Consider the following 20,309-nt stretch of genomic DNA (forward strand, 5'->3'; position numbering starts at 1 on the left):
TATCGCTAAATTTTCATGATGCCTTTTCCCAATTGTGCTGAACAGCAAAATTAATGCCTCTTGTTAGACTTTTGCATTATAATCTCTGAGAACCCATAGATTATTTGATTGCATTACGACATATGTTAATTCGTAAGTTATTTAAGTTTGAAAATGCGCATATCGTGCGTAATTGCACGTCAGACCGCTGCAAACGTTCCATTCATGGACACAGTTATAAAGTCGAACTATTACTTAAAGCGTCGAAACTTGACCATGGACAAATGGTTTACGATTTCGGTTTGCTCAAAGGGGTAATTAAAGACTTATTTGACAGTTTTGATCACGCGATTTGTTTTTGGCAACACGATGATGCTGAGTACATTCGTGCCTGCAAACAGTTCAGTGCACGTTGGGTCGAACTACCCGTATCGCCCTCAGCGGAACAATTTTCACGAATCTTCTTTTACTTAGCACAACAAGTTCTAAAATCAACAGAAACTCAAAATGGTGAGGGTGATGTTGAGGTGTATTCTGTGATTGTGCATGAGACAGACACAGGCTATGCGCAAAGCTTCTTAGAAGATATCAACAACGCACAAATGGGGTTGTTGCAGTTAGATCAAATCGTCTTCTCCGAACAGGTTCAGTCGGAATGGAACGATACTCAGATGTATGAAAAATTAAAACAGGGTCAAAAATTTTTAAACCCTGCAGTTGATTTACAAATTAGAATTTAAGTAAATATTTGGTTTTATTAGGATTGGTTAACAGTGATGTCTTTAACAGAAGAGCAACAAGCAAAACTCGCTAAAGTGCAGCTTGAGCCTAGCTGGAAATATGCCCTAAGTGAGTTTTTGCTTAGCCCCCGCATGGATGAGTTAAAAGACTTTCTGCTACAACAAATCAAACAGGATAAAGTGATTTATCCACCAAATCCGCTAATTTTTAATGCCTTAAACACGACGCCTATGGCAAATGTAAAGGTGGTGATTTTAGGCCAAGACCCGTATCATGGGCCAAATCAGGCACATGGCTTGAGTTTTTCGGTACAAAAGGGGGTTGCATTACCACCTTCTTTACGTAATATTTTCCATGAGTTAAATACCGACCTTGGGGTACCTGTGTCAAAACATGGGGACTTAACACGCTGGGCAGAACAAGGTGTTTTGCTTTTAAATGCGGTACTGACTGTTGAGGCTGGGCAACCAACTTCACATCAAAAACGTGGCTGGGAAGATTTTACAGACCATGTGATTGATGTTTTAAATGAACAACGTGAGCATATTGTCTTTATTTTATGGGGGGCATATGCACAGCGTAAGGGACAACGCATTGACCAAAATAAGCACTTGGTGCTAAAAGCCGCGCATCCATCACCTTTGGCTGCAAACCGCGGTGGTTTTTTTGGTTGTAAGGTGTTCTCAAAAAGTAATAATTATCTTAAACAAAATGGCATTGAGCCAATAGACTGGCAGCTGGACGCATGACTTATTCTCCCGTTTCAAAAAATTATCACCCAGATCTGATTGTTGAAGAAGCGAAAAATGGCTGGCGCATTGTTCGCCTGAATCGCCCAAAATCGCTTCATGCATTAGATGAATCTATCTGTACAGCGTTGCTTGAAGTCTTTCAGGACTTTCAACACGATGATGCAGTAAAAGCGATTTGGTTAGATTCCACTACGCCAAAAGCATTTTGTGCAGGTGGCGACGTACGCAAATTGCGACAATTGGTGGTCAATGATGAAGTTGAAACGGCGAATAAATTCTTTGAACAAGAATATGCTCTAGATTTGCTGCTGCATAACTATGCAAAGCCGATTTTGGTTTGGGGCGAAGGTTATGTCATGGGTGGTGGTTTAGGTCTGTTTATGGCTGCACCTTTCCGCTTGGTAACACCTTATTCACGTTTAGCAATGCCTGAGATTAATATTGGTTTGTATCCAGATGTAGGTGCGACGCGTTTCCTTGCTGACCGTGGCGCCATTGGTTTGTTTACTGGGTTAACCGGCTCGATTATGACCGCAGCAGGTGCTTATGGTATCGGCTGGGCAACGCATATTTGTGATGCTCAGCGTGATAATGTACTTGAAACTGTCATTAATATTGATTGGGATCATTATCCAGCGGGCGATTTTCGTGCCATTGATGACACTTTAAATAGTATGCATCGTCCTGTGGGGCCGGGGCCATTACAAAACTCGTTAGATGTGATTCAAAGTGTGTGCCGTGGGCATAATTTTGAACATGACTATGAATCAATTATTGGTTTAAGTGATGCGCGCAGTGATTGGTTACGCCAAGCCAGTGAAAATCTACAAAAAGGTTCACCTGCAACCGCCGCATTAACATGGTTGTTGTGGCAGTGGGGCAAGCAAGTGCATTCTTGGAATGAAGTGTTTGAGCTAGAAACCCAAATTTCGGATTGGAAAATTCGTCACGCGGACTTTGTTGAAGGTGTGCGCGCCCGTCTAGTCGATAAAGACCTGTCTCCAGAATGGAAAAAAGGTACAGATCTTTCCCTCAAAGGAATTCTGGCTGATGAGCCTCCTGTAACCAATATTGACAGTTGGAATGCACTGTTAAGACAGTATGGTGTAATTTATTAATTGATGTCTGAACCAAACTTATATAGTGATGAACATTGGATGCAGCTTGCTTTCGAGCAGGCTGCACAAGCTGCCGAATTGCAAGAAATTCCTGTAGGCGCAGTCATTGTGAGTCAAAATCAAGTCATAGGTGCAGGGTTTAATGCGCCGATTTCTCTGAAAGATCCCACCGCACATGCGGAAGTACAAGCTTTGCGTCAAGCTTGTTTAAATATCGATAATTACCGTTTACCCGATGATGCAACCTTATATGTAACATTGGAGCCATGCACAATGTGTGTGGGTGCTTTGGTACATTCGAGAATTAAACGTGTGGTATTTGCGACGACTGAGCCTAAAGCAGGTTCTTTGGTCAGTTCGCGTCAATTATTAAATTCAGGCTACTATAACCATATCTTTGAGTTTGAGCATGGTTGCCTACAAGAGCAATGCTCCCAACAATTAAGTGATTTTTTTAAAATGCGTCGTGAACAAAAACGACTGATGAAGTTACAGGAAAAAGCCACTTTGACTGAACTTAATTTAAAAAATCAAGTAAACTCTACTGACAATTAATATTGTCAAATAAAATAGGGTACACCATGAAATCCATTCAAGTAAAAAAAGAATTTAATGCACCAGTCGAGCAGGTTTTTGACTTACTTTCAAAACATTCGACCTATAACGTGGCTTTTGCACCGATTCAAGTGGTGCGTGTCAAAGATTCAGCAGATCCTGAGCGTCCTGATGGTGTGGGTTCAGTGCGCCGAATGGGCTTTGGGCCAGTGAAGCCGTTACAAGAGCAAATTACCTTACTTGAGCCAAACCAACGCATTGAATATAAAATTATTAAAAACCCATTGGTGAAACATCATTTGGGTGTGATTCAATTCGAAGCGATCGATGCTGCGCGTACTTTAGTCACTTATACGATTGAATTACAGGCGCGTGCGCCATTCGTTAGTCAATTAATCCTTGCGCAACTGAAGTCAGCGATTAAAATTGGTTTTTCAAAACTTGCAAAAACCGTATAAACAAAAGTGGAAGAGCAATGACAGTTCAAATCATTACAATTGATGGCCCAAGTGGCTCAGGTAAAGGAACATTGGCAGCAAAAATTGCGGCACATTATCAGTTCCACTTACTCGATTCAGGTGCGTTATATCGTCTGTTGGGATTGTCATTGCATAAGCAAGACTTAATTGATGCATTAGACTCAAAGCTCGATGAGTGCGTAAAAATTGCAACAAATTTAGACATACAATTTGTGACAAATGAAACAGGTGTTTCAGTGCTTTTAGACGGTGAAGATGTCTCAAAAGTTATCCGTACAGAGAGAGTCGGAGAGTATGCCTCAAAAGTTGCTGCAATTCCTGTACTTAGAACTGCGCTTTTAGAACGTCAGCATGCCTTTGCCCAAGCACCTGGTTTGGTTGCAGATGGCCGTGATATGGCAACAACGATTTTTCCAAATGCCCAAGCCAAGATTTATTTAACGGCTTCTGCTCAGTCCCGTGCGGAGCGCCGTGTAAATCAGTTGCAGGCTATGGGCGTGGATGTTAAAATAAACGACATTTTAGCTAATATCGAAGCGCGTGATAAGCGAGATATGGAACGCACAGTCGCTCCACTCAAGCCTGCGCCAGATGCTTATTTCATTGATAGTTCAACTTTGAGTATTGATGAGGTATTTACGCTGATGACGAATTACATCGATCAGCAATTAGCAAACTAAAGAATTTTCAGCAGAAGCATAGCTTGATCAGTCTTATACGGACTATGTAGACGCTTAATTAAACCGGCCTTGTCTGATCCAAGACCGCTGACTTTACTAGGTATATCATGACCGAATCTTTTGCAGCCCTCTTTGAAGAAAGCGAATTAAACCTCAACGTTGAAAAGGGTGCTGTCATCCAAGGCGTTGTAGTAAATATCGACTCTGACTGGGTAACAGTTGACACTGGCCTTAAATCAGAAGGTATTGTTGACCGCGCTGAATTCTTAAATGAACAACGTGAACTTGAAGTTCAAGTTGGCGACACTGTTGACGTAGTTGTTGAAGCTCTTGACAACGGTATGGGTCAAACAGTTTTATCACGTGAAAAAGCGAAACGTGCTGAAACTTGGACTAAACTTGAAAAAATCTTTGAAGACGGCGAAATCGTTACTGGTGTTATCTCTGGTAAGGTTAAAGGCGGTTTCACTGTTGACATCGGTCCAGTTCGTGCGTTCCTTCCAGGTTCTTTAGTTGATACTCGTCCTATTCGTGATACTACTCACTTAGAAGGTAAAGAGTTAGAATTTAAAGTAATCAAACTTGATGCTAAACGTAACAACGTTGTTGTATCTCGTCGTGCTGTTATGGAAGCTGAATCTTCAGCTGACCGTGAAGCTCTTCTTGCTCAGCTTGAAGAAGGTCAAACAGTTACTGGTACTATCAAAAATCTTACTGACTACGGCGCGTTCGTTGACCTTGGCGGTATTGATGGTCTTCTTCACATCACTGACATGGCTTGGAAACGTATCAAGCACCCTTCAGAAGTTGTTGAAGTTGGTCAAGAAGTTACTGTTAAAGTACTTAAATTCGACCGCGAACGTAACCGCGTATCTTTAGGCCTTAAACAATTAGGCGAAGATCCATGGTTAGCGATCATGAACCGTTACCCTAAAGGTTCTATCGTTAAAGCTCGTGTAACTAACTTAACTGACTACGGTTGCTTCGCTGAAATCGCTGAAGGCGTTGAAGGCTTAGTACACGTTTCAGAAATGGACCACACTAACAAAAACATCCACCCATCTAAAGTTGTTCAGATCGGTGACGAAGTTGACGTTATGGTTCTTGAAGTTGATGAAGAGCGTCGTCGTATTTCTCTTGGTATCAAACAAACTCGTGCTAACCCATGGGAAGAGTTTGCTAAAGAACACGACAAAGGTGAAAAAGTTTCAGGTACGATCAAGTCAATCACTGACTTCGGTATCTTCATCGGTTTACCAGGCGGTATCGATGGTCTAGTTCACTTGTCTGACATTTCTTGGAACGAACAAGGCGAAGAAGCTATCCGTCGTTACAAGAAAGGTGACACAGTTGAAGCGGTTATCCTTTCAGTAGACGCTGAAGGCAACCGTATCAGCCTTGGCATCAAACAAATGAACAGCGATCCGTTCAACGATTTCTTAGCTGCTAACGAACGCGGTGCGCTTGTTAAAGGTACTGTAACTGCAGTTGACGCTAAAGGCGCTACTGTTAAGTTAGCTGACGAAGTTGAAGCGACTCTTAAAGCATCTGAAATCAACCGCGACCGCGTTGAAGATGCAACTAAGTTCCTTGAAGTTGGTCAAGAAGTTGAAGCTAAAATCATCAACGTAGACCGTAAATCACGTTCTATCAACTTGTCTATCAAAGCGAAAGACGAAGCTGAAGAAAAAGAAGCGGTAGCTAACTTGAACAAGACAGCTACAGCATCTTCAGACAATGGTCCTAAGACTATTGGTGATTTGATCAAAGCTCAAATGAACCACTAAGTAAGTGTTTGAATTGTATTATTAATGTAAATTAATTAATATTTTTTACACAATTACTGTAACGGTAGCGTAGTAAGTGATTATTACGCTACCGTTTTGTATTTAAACAGGTTATTATCAGGAAACTGATCCTAGGTAGCTTGATAATTAAAGAGGTCGCAGATGACTACTGAAGCACTTAATAAGTCTGACTTAATAGAGCGTATTTCTCTTAAAAACCCACACTTAGCTGAACCCTTAGTGGAAGAGGCCGTTAAGATAATGATCGATCAAATGATCGAAGCGTTATCTACAGACAACCGAATTGAAATCCGTGGTTTTGGTAGTTTTGCATTACATCACCGTGAACCACGTGTGGGTCGTAACCCAAAAACAGGTAAATCAGTAGAAGTTGCAGCAAAAGCTGTACCGCACTTTAAACCTGGTAAAGCTTTACGTGATGCGGTAAACGAATCTGCAAACTAATTCAAAACATTGTTAGGGGTGTTTATGCGTTACGTATTGGTCGTAATTTTACTGGTTCTATTTGGATACTCATTGGCTTTGGTTCTGCAAAACGGAACTGAACTTTCAGTCGATTTGTTATTTACACAAGTGCCTGCAATGCGTTTAGGGCTTTTATTGCTATTAACCTTGTCTTTAGGTTTGGTGTTAGGTCTTTTATTGGCAGTGCAAGTATTTCGAGTATTTCAAAATAACTGGGAAATTAAACGTCTACGTAAAGATATTGACCGCCTACGCAAAGAGCAAATTCAAACTGCTCAACTGGCTGCTGCTGAAGCGGCTGCACATACGCGTCATGAAAAGACAGTTTTAGATATTGATGCGAATGAGCGTCCTTCTAACCCGTTATAATTGGGTTTTAGAAGTAAATTAACTACTTTTATGAGTAGATTTAAATTTTATATTTAACACTCCGGTGGATCATCGGGGTGTTTTTTTATGGGCTGAAAAAATAAAACGCTTATCTCAAATAAAATAATGAGATAGGTCAATTAAAATTAATCATTTCAAATAACATGAGTTTTATAGCTTTCTGATCAAGTTGAATCCATTTATAATGCACTAATTTTGTCAAAATGAAGGGTAAGTCTCTTGAGTATCATCGTTGCACTAGATGCTAAAAGCCAATATGACGCACTTACAATTGCAGAGCAGTTAGATCCTGCATTATGTCGAGTTAAGGTTGGTAAAGAGTTATTTACCCATGAGGGTCCAAGTGTCGTTAAGGCATTGCATGATAAAGGTTTTGAAGTATTTCTAGATCTAAAATTCCACGATATTCCAAACACTACAGCGCAAGCAGTTTGTGCAGCTGCGGATATGGGTGTGTGGATGGTGAATGTTCATGCATCAGGTGGTCGTAAAATGATGGAAACCTGTGTAGAGCGCCTAAAAGCAGGCAATTACAATACTCAGCTGATTGCTGTTACTGTTTTGACCTCGATGGGTCGTGAAGATCTTGCTGATTTAGGTTTAGATGTTGAACCCTTTGAACATGTGAAACGTCTTGCGACTTTAACGAAAGAAAGTGGTTTAGATGGTGTAGTGTGTTCGGCACAAGAAGCAAAAATGCTGCGTGAGACTTTGGGTGCTGAGTTTGCTTTAGTGACACCGGGTATCCGTCCTGCGGGTTCTGCTGCTGATGATCAAAAACGAATTGTGACACCTAAACAAGCCATGCTCGATGGTTCTACACATTTGGTGATTGGTCGTCCGATTACCAAATCGGACAATATGCGTCAGACTTTAAAAGATATTTTAGCGACACTTTAATATTTACCTTCTCTCTCTAACTCTCTCCCAAAGGGAGAGAGAAAGTCCTCTGCCTTTGGGAGAGGATTTAGGTGAGGGGTTAGATAGCCGCCAATATACTCACCAATATTGGTGCAAGTACAGAAAGGATAAAGCCGCTGACCATAGCATGTGGAATAAAATCATTACCACAGGCTTGTTTGACCATGGGTAGGGTGACATCCATAGCTGTTGCACCCGCAGATGAAATTGCAGAGCGTGGGTAGCGCCAGCCAATAATATACATAAATACAATCGCAAAAATTTCTCTGAATAAATCATTCATCAGCGCGATACTGCCTAGATGCGCATTCTTTAATTCAGTCACGACGATGCCTGTCATCGAATAGAAACCGTAGCCTTGTGACAACATAATCAAATCTTTCAAACTGATTTGTGGCAATAGATAGGCAGCAGCAAAAGCGCCCAAAAGTGAACCGACGATACAGCCGAGTGGAACAAGTAGAATTTTCCAATTTAACCAAGAACGATCGAGCGGTGAGTAGGCGAGATCAAGCCCAATCAGAAACATGAAGACTAAAAGTAGATCCCAAGTACTAATATGTGGCTGAAGACTAAAATGTGCTGCAATTTCGGCAAAAGCATAACCTAAACCTAATGCAATAAAAGCATAGCTAATATTGATGAGTGAGCTTGTCACTAACTGCATGGACACTTTGCCATGACTGGGTTTATAGCCTAAAAGCTTAAATAAAATATAGCAGCAAATAAAAGCACCCACTGAGGTCAATAGTGCAATAAGTACTGATGAAGAAAGGATTTGCAGAGGTGCTGGAATAGTGTGTAATGTTTCAGAAAATTCGATCGCAATCGCAAATAACAAAATATAAGTAAAATACGGCAGCAGTTTAAAGGCGATTTTTTCAAGCCAAGTGGGTAGGCGACGTGCAAGAATAAAACCAAGCCCTAAACAGGCCAAGAGCTGGAAAATCAGCCAGAAAGATTGCATACAAAAATAGGCAGATAATGAATACCTGCCTATTATGACCTGTTATTGCTTAAGCTGCATGACTAGATTTTGTTTTACTGAGGAGTCGAAAATCGGCTGGATTTATTTTTCGAGTAGCCAGCCAATATTTCCATGTATAAGTTGGCCACAGTGCAAAATTTTTACCGCCATTTTGTTGATACCAGCTTACGCAGCCTGATTGCCATACCGTGCCATCAAGCATGTCTTGTACATGAGTGTTAAATTGGTCTTGCACCTGATCTTTGACAGCGATGGCTTGAACATTAGATTTTGAAACCAATTGCATCATTTGTAAGATGTAATCGACTTGTGCCTCAATCATAAATACCACTGAATTATGCGCAAGTACGGTATTGGGGCCTAATAATTGGAATAGATTTGGAAAGCCTTTGGTGCAAATGCCATAAAAACTTTCTGCGCCAGCTTGCCAAACTTGTTTGAGTTCTTGAGCATTTTCACCAATACATTTAAATGATTTTAAATAAATTCTTGGATCGGTAATAAAGCCTGTGCCATAGATCAGACAATCGATTTCACGGGATTTTCCATCTTTGGTAATAATGGCATTTTCAGTGATTTCTTGTATTGCATCACTGACCAATTCCACATTAGGTCGATTAAAGGTTGGAAAGTATTTATTAGAAATTAAAATGCGTTTACAACCCATGATGTAGTTTGGCGTTAGTTTCTTGGCAAGTTCAGCATCTTTGACTTGGTATTTAATATACAGTTCTGCCAGTTTTTGCGCATATTTCATGGTGGTTGGTTTAACAATTGGTACGACACGTGATTCGTTGGTCCAATACAGGCGAGCGCGGTGAATTTTTCGAAACCAATCATATTTTTTAAATAATGATTTTTCTAAACCATGATAACTACGTTCATCTCGTGGAATGACCCAAGCCGCGGTACGCTGAAAAACATACAGTTGCTGTGTTTGTGGTGCGATTTCTGGAATGTATTGGATGGCACTGCCGCCTGTACCAATCGATGCGACTTTTTTACCTTCTAATGGATATTGATGATCCCATTGCGAAGAATGAAACACTTTACCCTTAAATTTTTCAATGCCCGGAATGTGTGGAATTTGCGGGACATGTAGCGGGCCAGATGCAAAAATCACGTATTGAGCGATAATTTTAACGCCATCTTTAAGTTCTAAATGCCAGTCACAGGTTGATTCATTGTATTGGCTTGAAAGCACTTCACTGTTAAAGCGACAGAATTGTTTTAAATTATATTCACGGGTGACCTGTTGGATATAGTCAAATATTTCCGGCGCTTCAGCATAACGTTTTGACCAATCTGTTTTGGGTGCAAAAGAAAGCGAATACATATGTGATTGCACATCACACGCAGCGCCAGGGTAGCGGTTTTCACGCCAGGTTCCACCAAAATCATTGGCTTTTTCGAGGATCAGAAAATCTTGATTACCTTGTTGTAAAAGTCGTATCGCCATAGCAATACCACCAAAACCACCGCCGATGATGGCGATTTGTGTATGTATTTCAGAATTGGCGTTTGGGGTTTGCACTGTTTTTGTTTGCGCTTCCTGCATCATTTTTTTAATTCCAAGCTAAGAATACTTGAGTTCATAACCAGAACAATATGATTGAGGTGACAGAAAAATTGATCGAAACGGCAATGTTCATAATTGCAAATTTGTAGTAAAAAAGAAGAAATTTAATGTCATTTTACGATTTATGAAACGATCTATTCTAAGCCTGATGTATTTAGTACAAGGAATGCGAAAAGCAGGCGTAGATGTCGATCAACGTTTGCAAACTATTGGGCTGCGTGTCGATGCACTCGATCCAACTTCAGTGATCCATCCAAGTTTGGAGTGGGATGTACTGAAAGTCATTGGTAAAGATGTAGAACCTGAGCAAGGTTTATTTATTGGTCAGCATTATACGTTGGCGGGTTATGGCCCTTTGCTGATGTTATTGGTCACCAGTGATACTTTACGCCAAGCTTTAAATCAGGGGATTCGCTTTCAACAGTTGACGCATCTAACTGGGCGTTTAAGTTTGCAAATCAGTCAGCATAAAGTGGCTTTATGCTATCAACCGCAAGATGTGTATGCGCCACTGGGTGCATTATTGGCACAGTCAGAGATTTCAGGAACGTATAAATTCATCCGTGATCTGTACAAAATGATGGGGCTATCTACACCGCAAGTTCAAATTGATTTGCCGTTTGCTGAACCCAAAGATCCTGAAAAATTAAAAATGTTTACAGATTATTATGGCTCACAAGTTCGCTTTTTCGCGCCATTTGCGGCATTTTGGTTTGATGAGGATGTTTTAGATATTCGAATTCCATCCGCTGATATTATTACTTTTCGATTATATGAGTCGAAATGTATCGCAGAGTTAGAGCGTTTAAGCGCCGATGAAGATGCGCCATCATTGGTTCAGCGTGTCCAAGATTATTTGGAATTACAAAGTGGTGCGATGCCAAGTATGGCAGCAACTGCTCAAGCGTTGAACTTGCCTGAAAGAACTTTGCGTCATCAACTGCAACAGTTAAATACCAGTTATAAGCAAATTCGTGAAGATATTATTAAAGATAAAGCACTCCGTATGATTGAATATAATGAATATTCAATTGAAATGATTGCAGAATTGCTCGGCTATTCAGAACCTGCGGCGTTTAATCATGCGTTTAAACGTTGGTTTGGGCATAGTCCGAGACAATATAATAAATAGCCAATGCGCTTTACTGCCAAAGTGTTATATCTTCGAGTTTATTCTTCGTTATAATTCATTTAGCCCAAAAAAGTATTTAATGATATGTCAGATTTTCAGTCACCACACAACACCGCATTTACTCCGATTTCACCGGCTGAGCGTTATGCTCAAGCCTTAGCATCTGGTCAGTTTTTACCAGATCAGGAACAGGCGCAAGCGGTGCATGAGTTGGATCGAGTTTGGCAAGAATTAATCCAACGTTTTAAGGCTTCTAAAAAAGCGTTTCGTCGTTTCCGTCGTCAAACTGCACCGAAAGGGGTGTATATGTGGGGCGGTGTAGGACGTGGTAAAACGTGGCTGATGGATCAGTTTTATGATTCTGTGCCATTTCGACGCAAAACACGTATGCATTTCCATCACTTTATGCAGTACGTGCACCGTGAATTAAATAAGCTTTCAGGTCAGCGTAATCCACTAGACCTTGTTGCCGACCAAATTTATAAAGAAGCAGTCGTGATCTGCTTTGATGAATTCTTTGTATCCAATGTCACGGATGCAATGATTTTGAGTGATCTATTCCAAAAATTATTTACGCGTGGGATCACCCTTGTTGCAACATCTAACATCGCACCAGATGGTTTATATAAAAACGGGATCCACCGTGACCGTTTTATCCCAACCATCGAAATGGTAAAAAAGAACTGTGTGATTTTAAATGTAGACTCAGGCGTAGACTATCGTTTACGTGTATTGAAACAAGCGCAGTTGTTTAAGTCGCCTTTAACACATGAACATAAGTTGTGGATGGCACAGCGTTTTACAGCATTAACGCAAACCCAAACGGTTTCACAAGAGCCAATTATTATTAATCAGCGTATTGTAGAAACCATTGGTCATACGGAAGATGTGCTGTGGTGTGAATATTCTGAGCTTTGCCTAAAACCACGTAGTCCAGCGGACTTTATTGAAATTGCCAATATTTATAATACGGTCTTAGTGAGTAATGTGCCGCACATGACGGATTATTTGTCTGAAGGGACTCGTCGTTTTATCTATCTAGTTGATGAGTTTTATGACCGTGGTGTGAAGTTGTTGCTTACTTCAGAAGATACGATTATTGAATTATATCAAGGTGAAAAATTGGCATTTGAAATTGAGCGTACACGTTCGCGCTTATTGGAAATGCAATCTGATGATTATCTACATACCTCTCACCGTCAAATCAATGCACCAGAATCTACGGCAGAAAATTAAGCGTTTCTGTTGGAATGAAAAAAGAACGTCTTGATGGCGTTCTTTTTTTTTGATTTTTAGTTTTAGAAAACATGTATAAATTAAGAAAAGCTGTGGAACGAACAATAGAAGTTAAAGCAAAGTCTCATGATAAAAGCATCATTAAATAAGAAGTATGGCTGTTTAATAATTCATCGATAAAAGCGTTAAATTTAAACTGATTGGTTGAAGTTGTAGCATCGACATTGGCAGCATTTCATGGCTTAATCGAGTGAGTTTGTTTGACGCTTGGGTCTATTTGTTCAGTTTTAGAACAAAATTCTGCACTTAAGTCTAATTTCGACATTTCAAAAACTTTATACACTGTAAAAAGGTATTCAGGCTGATGATGACGTCGTATTTCTGATCTTTATTATGTTGAATGATGAGGGTATTTCATTACATAGAAAATGATCATTATTTAGGAATGTGATAGTACTATTCAGCAAAGTATAAATGGGTATACTAGAATCTCTTGTTATAAAAAATAGCAATATCAGGAAAGACAATGACTGCACGTATTCAAAAAGGCAAGTTAGCGATTGCTAAAGAACTTTACGATTTCATCGAAAATGAAGCACTACCGGGTTCAGGTTTAGACAGTGAAACTTACTGGAAAAACTTTGAACAAGTCGTTGTCGATCTTAGCCCAAAGAACAAAGCACTATTGGCTAAGCGTGACGACATTCAAGCTAAAATTGATGAATGGCACCGCAACAACAAATTTGAACTCGAAGCTTACAAAGCTTTCCTTACTGAAATTGGCTACTTATTACCAGAAGTAGAAGATTTCCAAATCAGCACAGAAAATGTAGACGAAGAAATCGCATTATTGGCTGGTGCGCAATTGGTAGTACCTGTGCGTAATGCACGTTACTGCTTAAACGCTGCGAACGCACGTTGGGGTTCACTCTACGATGCTCTTTACGGTTTTGACGTGATCTCTGAAGAAGGCGGCGCGGAAAAAGGTAAGGGCTATAACCCAGCTCGTGGCGCAAAAGTTATCGAATTTGCTAAAAACTTCTTAAATGAAACTTTCCCGCTAGCTAATGGTTCGCATGCAGATGCAACTAAATATGCAGTAGAAGGCAAAAAGTTAGTTGTAAGCCTAAAAGATGGCTCAACTGCAACTTTAGCGAAAGAAGCTCAGTTTGTTGGTTTTAATGGTGACGAAGCTGCGCCAACTGAAATCGTACTTTTAAACAATGGTTTGCATGTAATCATTGAAATTGATGCGACGAGCCCAATTGGTTCAACTGATGCTGCGGGCGTTAAAGACTTAGTTCTTGAAGCTGCAGTAACCACAATTCAAGACTTAGAAGACTCAATTGCAGCAGTTGATGCTGAAGAGAAAGTTGAAGGCTACCGTAATTGGTTAGGCTTAATGAAAGGTACACTTTCTGAGTCAATCGAGAAAAATGGTAAGACCGTTACTCGTACATTGAACAAAGACCGTACGCACAAAAACTTGATCGGTGGTGAAACTACGCTTCACGGTCGTTCATTGATGTTGCTTCGTAACGTAGGTCATTTGATGACAAACCCTGCGATCCTTGTAGATGGTGCTGAAATCTACGAAGGCATCATGGATGCATTGATCACACCGTTATTGACGTTTGCAGACATTAAAGGCGAAAACGAAAACAAGAACTCTCGTAAAGGTTCTATGTACATCGTTAAACCAAAAATGCATGGTCCAGAAGAAGTTGCATTTGCAGTTGAATTATTTGAGCGTGCTGAACAAGCGCTTGGTCTACCTGCGAAGACTTTGAAAATCGGTATCATGGACGAAGAACGTCGTACTTCTGTGAACTTGAAAAACTGTATCGCGCAAGCGAAAGATCGTACGATCTTTATTAATACAGGTTTCATGGACCGTACGGGTGATGAAATCCATACTTTCATGGAAGCAGGTCCATTCGTTCGTAAAGGCGAAGTGAAGTCTCAAATCTGGTTCCCTGCATATGAAAACCGTAACGTGATGATCGGTCTTCAAGCCGGCTTACGTGGTAAAGCGCAAATCGGTAAAGGCATGTGGCCAAAACCAGATATGTTGCTTGATATGTACAAAACTAAGATTGAGCATCCAGAAGCTGGCGCAAGCTGTGCATGGGTTCCGTCTCCATCTGGCGCTGTAATTCACGCGATCCATTACCATCAGTGCAATGTTTCTGAGCGTCAAAAAGAGTTGTTGAATACTCAGCCGCTATCTTTAGATGACTTGTTAACGCCGCCTTTAGCGACAGATACAAACTGGTCTGAAGAAGAGAAAACCAAAGAACTCGAAAACAACCTTCAAGGTATCTTGGGTTATGTTGTTCGTTGGGTTGATTTGGGTGTAGGTTGTTCAAAAGTACTAGACATCAACAACGTTGGTTTGATGGAAGACCGTGCAACTTTACGTATTTCTTCTCAACACGTTGCGAACTGGTTACGTCACGGTATCGTAACTGCTGAGCAGGTTGAAGAAGTATTTAAGCGCATGGCGAAAGTTGTGGATGAGCAAAATGCCAACGATCCACTTTACACGCCAATGGCAACAAGCTTTGATGGTTATGCATACAAAGCTGCTTATGACTTAGTATTCAAAGGTGGCGAGCAGCCTTCTGGTTATACAGAGCCGCTTCTTCATGCTTACCGTTTAAAATTAAAAGGTTATACAGGTGACTAATCTGTAAATCAAAAAAAGCCTCTTCGGAGGCTTTTTTTATTGCTTGAGAAAGTTAGAATGTCGACATAAAAAATGAAAAGGAAACTCCATGTATTTATGGAATGTAAATCGGTTGGTGGATGATATAAGACTGAATAAAGTCTCTGAAACCCATTATAAAAACTACTATATTGCCAGCTCAATATTGATTTTCTTTAGCTACTTAGCACTGACGTTAACCCCAGAATCCAAACCTACAGAAGCTTGGGCTTCGTTTGTTTTACAAGTTGGTCTGCTGATTAGCTGGGTGAATGCCATATTTAAAGCCAATGGCGGCGAGCAAGGCCGAGATTTTTTAAAGCGCTTTATTGCATTGTATCTGCCGGTGACGATTCAGAGTTTAGTCCTCTTTATTGCCATCGGCATTGTCATCGAAGGGCTGTTACCCATGTTGACCGTTAACATGGAGGAGGCTGCGCTTGAGCAACTCACCACAGTTAAAGATCTAAGTTTTGAAGTCATCATTAGCTGTTATATTTATTGGCGAATCTATAAAGCGATGCGGCAGATTCATCATCCTGTTTAGGTTATAGCGCTGTACAATAAATTATGGAATAAGCTTCATCCTGTTTTTCTCATAGCTTTTCGATGCTGAAGCCTTTACATTGGAATGAATGATAAAAATGGGATGGAAACGATGTCAGCTTATACCGCATTAGATTTGCAATATATTGGTGGGCAGTGGCGAGCAGGGACTTCAACGCGTCACATCAAGAATATCAATCCCTTTAGCCAAGCAGAGATTTTTGAATTGCAGGCAGCCAGCAGTGTCGATGTAGACAGTGCTTATAGTGCGGCAGAAGCTGCCTTTAAATCAGAAGTGACCAAGCCCATTGAAGTACGTCAGCAAGTCATCACTAAATTAACCCAAACCATTCAGCAGCGCAGAGAAGAAATTATTCAATGGCTGATAGATGAATCAGGAAGTACACGTTTAAAAGCCAATATTGAAGTTGATGCAGCGCTCGGCATTATCCAAGAATCGTTGCTTTTTCCTGAAAAAATGCAAACTACTCAGCTAGAGAGTAAAGACCCGAGCCGAAAGAGTTTTGTACTGCGCAAACCCTTGGGTGTCATTGCGGTGATTAGCCCGTGGAATTTTCCATTTCATTTGTCGATGCGCTCTGTGGTGACTGCGATTGCCTGCGGCAATAGTGTGGTGCTGAAGCCTGCAAGCGACACGCCAGTGACAGGTGGAACGTTGCTTGGAAAATTATTTGAAGAGGCGGGTTTGCCGCATGGCGTGTTAAATGTCGTTGCAGGCAGCGGCAGTGAAATTGGCGACTACTTTGTAGAGCATCCTGTGCCTAAAATGATTTCATTTACAGGTTCAACTGAAGTGGGTCAGCAGGTCGGGGTGAAAGCACTAGGAAGTTCAAGGATTAAGCGTTTAGCGCTGGAACTTGGCGGCAATGCGCCTTTAGTGATTTTAGATGATGCAGATTTAGATTTAGCCGTTGAACTGACCGTGATGGGGCGTTTTTTGCATCAAGGGCAAATCTGCATGAGTACCAATCGAGTGATTGTGGATGAATCCTTGCACGATGCTTATGTTGAAAAATTGATTCAGCGGGTAAAAAGTATTGTGGTCGGTGATCCAAATGCTACTGAAACCCTCATAGGGCCTATCATCAACAAGGCGCAGGTTGATAAATTAAAAACCATTATTCAAAATGCCATTCAGCAAGATGCAATTTTAGCCTACGCGGGGGGTATTGAAGGTCAATTGGTTGCACCGCATATTTTCACCCATGTGGATGCACATGCTGATATTGCATTAGAAGAAAGCTTTGGGCCAATCTTGCCGATTTTAAAAGCGCGAGATGAAGCGCATGCACTAGAATTGGCAAATTCAACCCGATTTGGTTTATCGAGTGCGGTATGTACGTCAAACTTAGCGCGCGGCGGAGAGTTTGCTGCCAAACTCGATATAGGCATGACGCATATCAATGGCATCAGTGTGGCGGATCATTCTAATGCACCCTTTGGTGGTGAACGTAATTCAGGCCTTGGCCGTTTTAATGGTGAGTGGATATTTGAGGAATTTACCCGCACCCATTGGCAGACTTTCCCCGCTTAAAATACACAAAATGAAGTCTATTTTATCTTGTGCAATAGATTTCACAACAGGTTCTGTTGCGCAGGAGCAGGACTTCTCTAGTTTATTTCCATGAAATATCAGGAAGTATATAGTCCCAAAAACGACTCCAACGTGTTTTGTAATACAGAAAAGCGCCAATATCCTGACTTGAACAATTATCCTGATAGTACATTTTGTGATTCATCAACAGCATAGGTTTACGCTGCAAGGCCGTCATATATAGCTTGACCTGAACCTTGTAATTGTAGATTGAATAATTAGAAGAAATACTCTCGGTTTTCATTTTTTGGATATTGTGAATATACACATCAAACTTCAAGCCATTTTTGTAATCTGTTGCCTCATGAATTGTTCGATCTTCGATTGGAATAAGCGGATTGTTATCACTAAACGCTAAATATGCGTTATGTATTTTGTTTCCTTGTTGATAATTAAACTGAAGAGCTGAATTTGCAGTAGTGAAATAGCGGAGCGCATCTTGAGGATTGATTTTAAACGTGCCTGTACAATTAGTCCTGACACGCCCTTCATCTTCGTTCACCGTAAACCAGCCAAATTGATCTTCCAATTCCGTCGTATGGGCTTCATTTACGTCAGGAAGAATCACGCCAAACTGATCTCTTTGTCTTTGCTGATTTTGCATCAAGCGATAACTATTTTGAGCACGTTTTGCAAAACGGGTTTCAGGAAACATCTCTGGAGATGTAATTTTAAAATCAGAGACATTGATTACTTCACCATCAGGCAAAATGACCAATGAAAATTGTTGTTCTTGGGTGTTGGGAAGATTTTTGACCGTAACCCAGTGATTCGAACTGATCATTTGCTGATTGCGAAAATGCTTATATTGAATGCGGTACTTGCCTGCCGGAATCTCAGTCTCATTGATTAGGTCTTGTTTAAATGGATATTCGTTGAGATAGAGCGCGTCGAGACTAAAAGGTAGAAATGAAACGGTATGTACAGAGACTTTTGCGGCATGTGCGGTTGAATATAGGCTTGAAATTAGAATTAAAACGATAAAGCGACTTCGGTCTAGATTTTTCATTTATTATAAAGATTGATTTTTTGCGGATTATGGCAAATATGTGTGCTAATTTCAAACCGATTACCTTATCGCAATTAAAGTCTCAAAACTTGCCTGAAATCAGCTTTGAATATCCTGAGGAAGTCTATCCAAATTATGATTTGCCGTTACTCTTTAAGTCTGAACAAGGGTTAGAGTGGCGAAAAGTGAATTTTGGCATGGTGCCTAAATGGGCCGCAGACAAATCAATCGCACTTAAAACCTATAATGCTCGAAATGAAACTTTGTATCAAAAGCCTACTTTTATTAATGCGATCTCAAAATGTAAGTTTGGCGTGATACCCGTGTCTGAATTTTATGAGTCAATGTATATCGATAATAAGCCACAGCGTTGGAGCGTTAAACGCAAAGATGGAGAAGCGTTTTACATCGCTGCCTTATATGACATTTGTAGACAAGGTGATGAGATTGTACGTTCAAGTACCATGATTACGATGGACGCTATTCAGCATGAGATGATGAAACACTTTCATGAGCCGGGCAATGTAAAACGCTCAGTGATTGTGATTCCGCATGCGCGATTAGAGGAATGGTTAAGCTGGAAATCACCGAACATCCAAAGTTTTGTACAGGGTTTTCCTGTTGATGAGTTTGAATGTGCGCACGCACCCAAAATAAAAATCGAAAAAATCAGTCCCCAACTGAACTTTTTCGATTGATATTTCGGTGATGCAAATGCTTATCGAGCTAAGTTTTTAAAGATGTGCTTTAAGCTTTCCATGGTTTTTTCAATTTGTAGCGGTGTTAAGCCCTCAAAAGATTGCTCTAGAACGACATTCGTTAGATCGTTAATCTTCTGTGTCATTGCAGTGCCTTTATCAGTTAATACAACCCGGGTAATACGTGCATCATCTTCACAAGAATAGGTATCTACCAAGCCTTCATCTTTTAAGCGATAAACAATCTTGGTTGTCGTCGACATTTTAGACACGACCATTTCAGATAAATCCGAAACGCTCGCATGTGGCTTAGACTTGAGTGCGAGAAGGATACGGCGACGTGAATTATCAACACCATATTTTTTCAACGCATGGTCAACGTTTAAAACGTATTGAGCATGAACCTGAGTGACCCAGTAGAAAGGAAAATTTTCTAAACTAAAGTCATCGGTGGATGGTAAAAATTTTGAATACTTTTTTGTCATAAAGGAGTCCCCTGAATATTTGTTTTAATTTTATTTAATGTTTTAACATTCTATTGAAAAATAGAGGGTAATAGCAAGAGTTCACAATAAAAAAATAGAAAGTAGAAGATATCTCATTTTTAGATTATCTAAATAGATTATATTGATATTCTGTCTAAATGCTTAAAAGAAATTAAAACTAAGGTTAGGTATATAGATAGTGTAGTGAAAATAAATACGTTTTTAATTTGAATTGAATATTAATATTTTTTACCAAAAGATAGAAATAAATAATTCATTAGATTTGTCATACAATCTATTAGATCTCTTTCATAAATCAAAAAACGATCTTCTTTTTGGTTAATATTTGCACTCCGGATTTCTTAGCATTCGTGCATAATCTGCGGATGAAATACATCGATTCAAACAAGCTTTCTGATCCTCAGT

General features: G+C 40.2%; 20 protein-coding genes. 16 read left to right on the top strand and 4 right to left on the bottom strand.

The features are described from left to right. The first annotated feature begins 122 nt into the window (after positions 1-122). From FTV38_RS11395 to pyrF, 10 genes are all read left to right on the top strand, one after another. On the top strand, positions 123-719 hold the full coding sequence (locus tag FTV38_RS11395) for a 6-carboxytetrahydropterin synthase (RefSeq protein ID WP_180022532.1): 597 nt from the start codon (positions 123-125) through the stop codon (positions 717-719). Between the two features lie 36 nt (positions 720-755). Next, on the top strand, positions 756-1,469 hold the full coding sequence (ung, locus tag FTV38_RS11400; RefSeq protein WP_078193660.1) for a uracil-DNA glycosylase: 714 nt from the start codon (positions 756-758) through the stop codon (positions 1,467-1,469). Further along, a complete protein-coding gene (locus tag FTV38_RS11405; RefSeq protein ID WP_180022533.1) occupies positions 1,466-2,590 on the top strand; it encodes an enoyl-CoA hydratase/isomerase family protein in 1,125 nt (374 codons plus the stop codon). Before ung ends, FTV38_RS11405 begins: the two co-directional genes overlap by 4 nt. A 3-nt stretch (positions 2,591-2,593) precedes the next feature. Then, the gene (gene tadA / locus FTV38_RS11410) at positions 2,594-3,145 is read left to right on the top strand and encodes a tRNA adenosine(34) deaminase TadA (protein WP_078188939.1); all 552 of its coding nucleotides are present in this window, start codon (positions 2,594-2,596) and stop codon (positions 3,143-3,145) included. 26 nt (positions 3,146-3,171) lie between these two features. Continuing rightward, positions 3,172-3,603 carry an SRPBCC family protein gene (locus FTV38_RS11415; RefSeq protein ID WP_078188937.1) on the top strand — a complete coding sequence of 144 codons (432 nt, stop codon included), beginning with the start codon at positions 3,172-3,174 and terminating at the stop codon, positions 3,601-3,603. A gap of 17 nt (positions 3,604-3,620) precedes the next feature. Continuing rightward, positions 3,621-4,304, top strand: a complete 684-nt coding sequence (gene cmk, locus FTV38_RS11420; protein WP_180022534.1) for a (d)CMP kinase — start codon at positions 3,621-3,623, stop codon at positions 4,302-4,304. Between the two features lie 107 nt (positions 4,305-4,411). After that, entirely contained in the window at positions 4,412-6,091 is a 1,680-nt protein-coding gene (gene rpsA / locus FTV38_RS11425) for a 30S ribosomal protein S1 (RefSeq protein ID WP_168378903.1), read from the top strand. A 162-nt stretch (positions 6,092-6,253) separates the two neighbouring features. Then, entirely contained in the window at positions 6,254-6,556 is a 303-nt protein-coding gene (locus FTV38_RS11430; RefSeq protein WP_067767464.1) for an integration host factor subunit beta, read from the top strand. Positions 6,557-6,580: 24 nt separating this feature from the next. Beyond that, positions 6,581-6,946 (top strand): lipopolysaccharide assembly protein LapA domain-containing protein, encoded by a 366-nt coding sequence (locus FTV38_RS11435; RefSeq protein ID WP_078188931.1) that lies wholly within the window; start codon positions 6,581-6,583, stop codon positions 6,944-6,946. 240 nt (positions 6,947-7,186) lie between these two features. Further along, positions 7,187-7,867: an orotidine-5'-phosphate decarboxylase gene (gene pyrF, locus FTV38_RS11440; protein ID WP_168378904.1), complete on the top strand. Its 681-nt coding sequence runs from the start codon at positions 7,187-7,189 to the stop codon at positions 7,865-7,867. Between the two features lie 79 nt (positions 7,868-7,946). On the opposite strand, the gene FTV38_RS11445 is transcribed toward pyrF, so the two are convergent. Continuing rightward, positions 7,947-8,855 (bottom strand): lysine exporter LysO family protein, encoded by a 909-nt coding sequence (locus tag FTV38_RS11445; RefSeq protein ID WP_180022535.1) that lies wholly within the window; start codon positions 8,853-8,855, stop codon positions 7,947-7,949. Positions 8,856-8,904: 49 nt separating this feature from the next. Then, on the bottom strand, positions 8,905-10,434 hold the full coding sequence (locus FTV38_RS11450) for an NAD(P)/FAD-dependent oxidoreductase (protein ID WP_180022541.1): 1,530 nt from the start codon (positions 10,432-10,434) through the stop codon (positions 8,905-8,907). 145 nt (positions 10,435-10,579) lie between these two features. Here FTV38_RS11450 and FTV38_RS11455 point away from each other — a divergent pair, with 145 nt between their 5' ends. From FTV38_RS11455 to FTV38_RS11475, 5 genes are all read left to right on the top strand, one after another. Further along, a complete protein-coding gene (locus FTV38_RS11455; RefSeq protein ID WP_180022536.1) occupies positions 10,580-11,587 on the top strand; it encodes an AraC family transcriptional regulator in 1,008 nt (335 codons plus the stop codon). Between the two features lie 84 nt (positions 11,588-11,671). Then, the gene (gene zapE / locus FTV38_RS11460; RefSeq protein WP_111885050.1) at positions 11,672-12,823 is read left to right on the top strand and encodes a cell division protein ZapE; all 1,152 of its coding nucleotides are present in this window, start codon (positions 11,672-11,674) and stop codon (positions 12,821-12,823) included. 526 nt (positions 12,824-13,349) lie between these two features. After that, positions 13,350-15,512: a malate synthase G gene (locus FTV38_RS11465; protein ID WP_180022537.1), complete on the top strand. Its 2,163-nt coding sequence runs from the start codon at positions 13,350-13,352 to the stop codon at positions 15,510-15,512. A gap of 88 nt (positions 15,513-15,600) precedes the next feature. Further along, positions 15,601-16,077 carry a hypothetical protein gene (locus tag FTV38_RS11470; RefSeq protein ID WP_180022538.1) on the top strand — a complete coding sequence of 159 codons (477 nt, stop codon included), beginning with the start codon at positions 15,601-15,603 and terminating at the stop codon, positions 16,075-16,077. Between the two features lie 111 nt (positions 16,078-16,188). After that, positions 16,189-17,631, top strand: coding sequence for an aldehyde dehydrogenase family protein (locus FTV38_RS11475; RefSeq protein WP_180022539.1), 1,443 nt, complete (start codon positions 16,189-16,191; stop codon positions 17,629-17,631). An 82-nt stretch (positions 17,632-17,713) separates the two neighbouring features. On the opposite strand, the gene FTV38_RS11480 is transcribed toward FTV38_RS11475, so the two are convergent. Then, positions 17,714-18,700, bottom strand: coding sequence for a hypothetical protein (locus FTV38_RS11480; RefSeq protein WP_180022540.1), 987 nt, complete (start codon positions 18,698-18,700; stop codon positions 17,714-17,716). Positions 18,701-18,738: 38 nt separating this feature from the next. Here FTV38_RS11480 and FTV38_RS11485 point away from each other — a divergent pair, with 38 nt between their 5' ends. Beyond that, complete coding sequence (locus FTV38_RS11485) at positions 18,739-19,398, top strand: SOS response-associated peptidase family protein (RefSeq protein WP_078193721.1); 660 nt, start codon at positions 18,739-18,741, stop codon at positions 19,396-19,398. Positions 19,399-19,418: 20 nt separating this feature from the next. On the opposite strand, the gene FTV38_RS11490 is transcribed toward FTV38_RS11485, so the two are convergent. After that, positions 19,419-19,883, bottom strand: coding sequence for a MarR family winged helix-turn-helix transcriptional regulator (locus FTV38_RS11490; RefSeq protein WP_180003047.1), 465 nt, complete (start codon positions 19,881-19,883; stop codon positions 19,419-19,421). Positions 19,884-20,309 lie beyond the last annotated feature (426 nt).

It is taken from the genome of Acinetobacter sp. YH16044 (assembly GCF_013417145.1).
Lineage (GTDB): Bacteria > Pseudomonadota > Gammaproteobacteria > Pseudomonadales > Moraxellaceae > Acinetobacter > Acinetobacter amyesii.

What these genes read in the sequence shown, in the direction of transcription:
- FTV38_RS11450 (WP_180022541.1), bottom strand. Translation starts at nt 10,434, where the DNA reads ATGCAGGAAGCGCAAACAAAAACAGTGCAAACCCCAAACGCCAATTCT.
- FTV38_RS11455 (WP_180022536.1), top strand. Translation starts at nt 10,580, where the DNA reads ATGAAACGATCTATTCTAAGCCTGATGTATTTAGTACAAGGAATGCGA.
- ung (WP_078193660.1), top strand. Translation starts at nt 756, where the DNA reads ATGTCTTTAACAGAAGAGCAACAAGCAAAACTCGCTAAAGTGCAGCTT.
- rpsA (WP_168378903.1), top strand. Translation starts at nt 4,412, where the DNA reads ATGACCGAATCTTTTGCAGCCCTCTTTGAAGAAAGCGAATTAAACCTC.
- FTV38_RS11480 (WP_180022540.1), bottom strand. Translation starts at nt 18,700, where the DNA reads ATGAAAAATCTAGACCGAAGTCGCTTTATCGTTTTAATTCTAATTTCA.
- FTV38_RS11470 (WP_180022538.1), top strand. Translation starts at nt 15,601, where the DNA reads ATGTATTTATGGAATGTAAATCGGTTGGTGGATGATATAAGACTGAAT.
- FTV38_RS11435 (WP_078188931.1), top strand. Translation starts at nt 6,581, where the DNA reads ATGCGTTACGTATTGGTCGTAATTTTACTGGTTCTATTTGGATACTCA.
- tadA (WP_078188939.1), top strand. Translation starts at nt 2,594, where the DNA reads ATGTCTGAACCAAACTTATATAGTGATGAACATTGGATGCAGCTTGCT.
- FTV38_RS11475 (WP_180022539.1), top strand. Translation starts at nt 16,189, where the DNA reads ATGTCAGCTTATACCGCATTAGATTTGCAATATATTGGTGGGCAGTGG.
- FTV38_RS11445 (WP_180022535.1), bottom strand. Translation starts at nt 8,855, where the DNA reads ATGCAATCTTTCTGGCTGATTTTCCAGCTCTTGGCCTGTTTAGGGCTT.
- zapE (WP_111885050.1), top strand. Translation starts at nt 11,672, where the DNA reads ATGTCAGATTTTCAGTCACCACACAACACCGCATTTACTCCGATTTCA.
- FTV38_RS11430 (WP_067767464.1), top strand. Translation starts at nt 6,254, where the DNA reads ATGACTACTGAAGCACTTAATAAGTCTGACTTAATAGAGCGTATTTCT.
- FTV38_RS11405 (WP_180022533.1), top strand. Translation starts at nt 1,466, where the DNA reads ATGACTTATTCTCCCGTTTCAAAAAATTATCACCCAGATCTGATTGTT.
- FTV38_RS11465 (WP_180022537.1), top strand. Translation starts at nt 13,350, where the DNA reads ATGACTGCACGTATTCAAAAAGGCAAGTTAGCGATTGCTAAAGAACTT.
- FTV38_RS11395 (WP_180022532.1), top strand. Translation starts at nt 123, where the DNA reads ATGTTAATTCGTAAGTTATTTAAGTTTGAAAATGCGCATATCGTGCGT.
- cmk (WP_180022534.1), top strand. Translation starts at nt 3,621, where the DNA reads ATGACAGTTCAAATCATTACAATTGATGGCCCAAGTGGCTCAGGTAAA.
- FTV38_RS11485 (WP_078193721.1), top strand. Translation starts at nt 18,739, where the DNA reads ATGTGTGCTAATTTCAAACCGATTACCTTATCGCAATTAAAGTCTCAA.
- FTV38_RS11415 (WP_078188937.1), top strand. Translation starts at nt 3,172, where the DNA reads ATGAAATCCATTCAAGTAAAAAAAGAATTTAATGCACCAGTCGAGCAG.
- FTV38_RS11490 (WP_180003047.1), bottom strand. Translation starts at nt 19,883, where the DNA reads ATGACAAAAAAGTATTCAAAATTTTTACCATCCACCGATGACTTTAGT.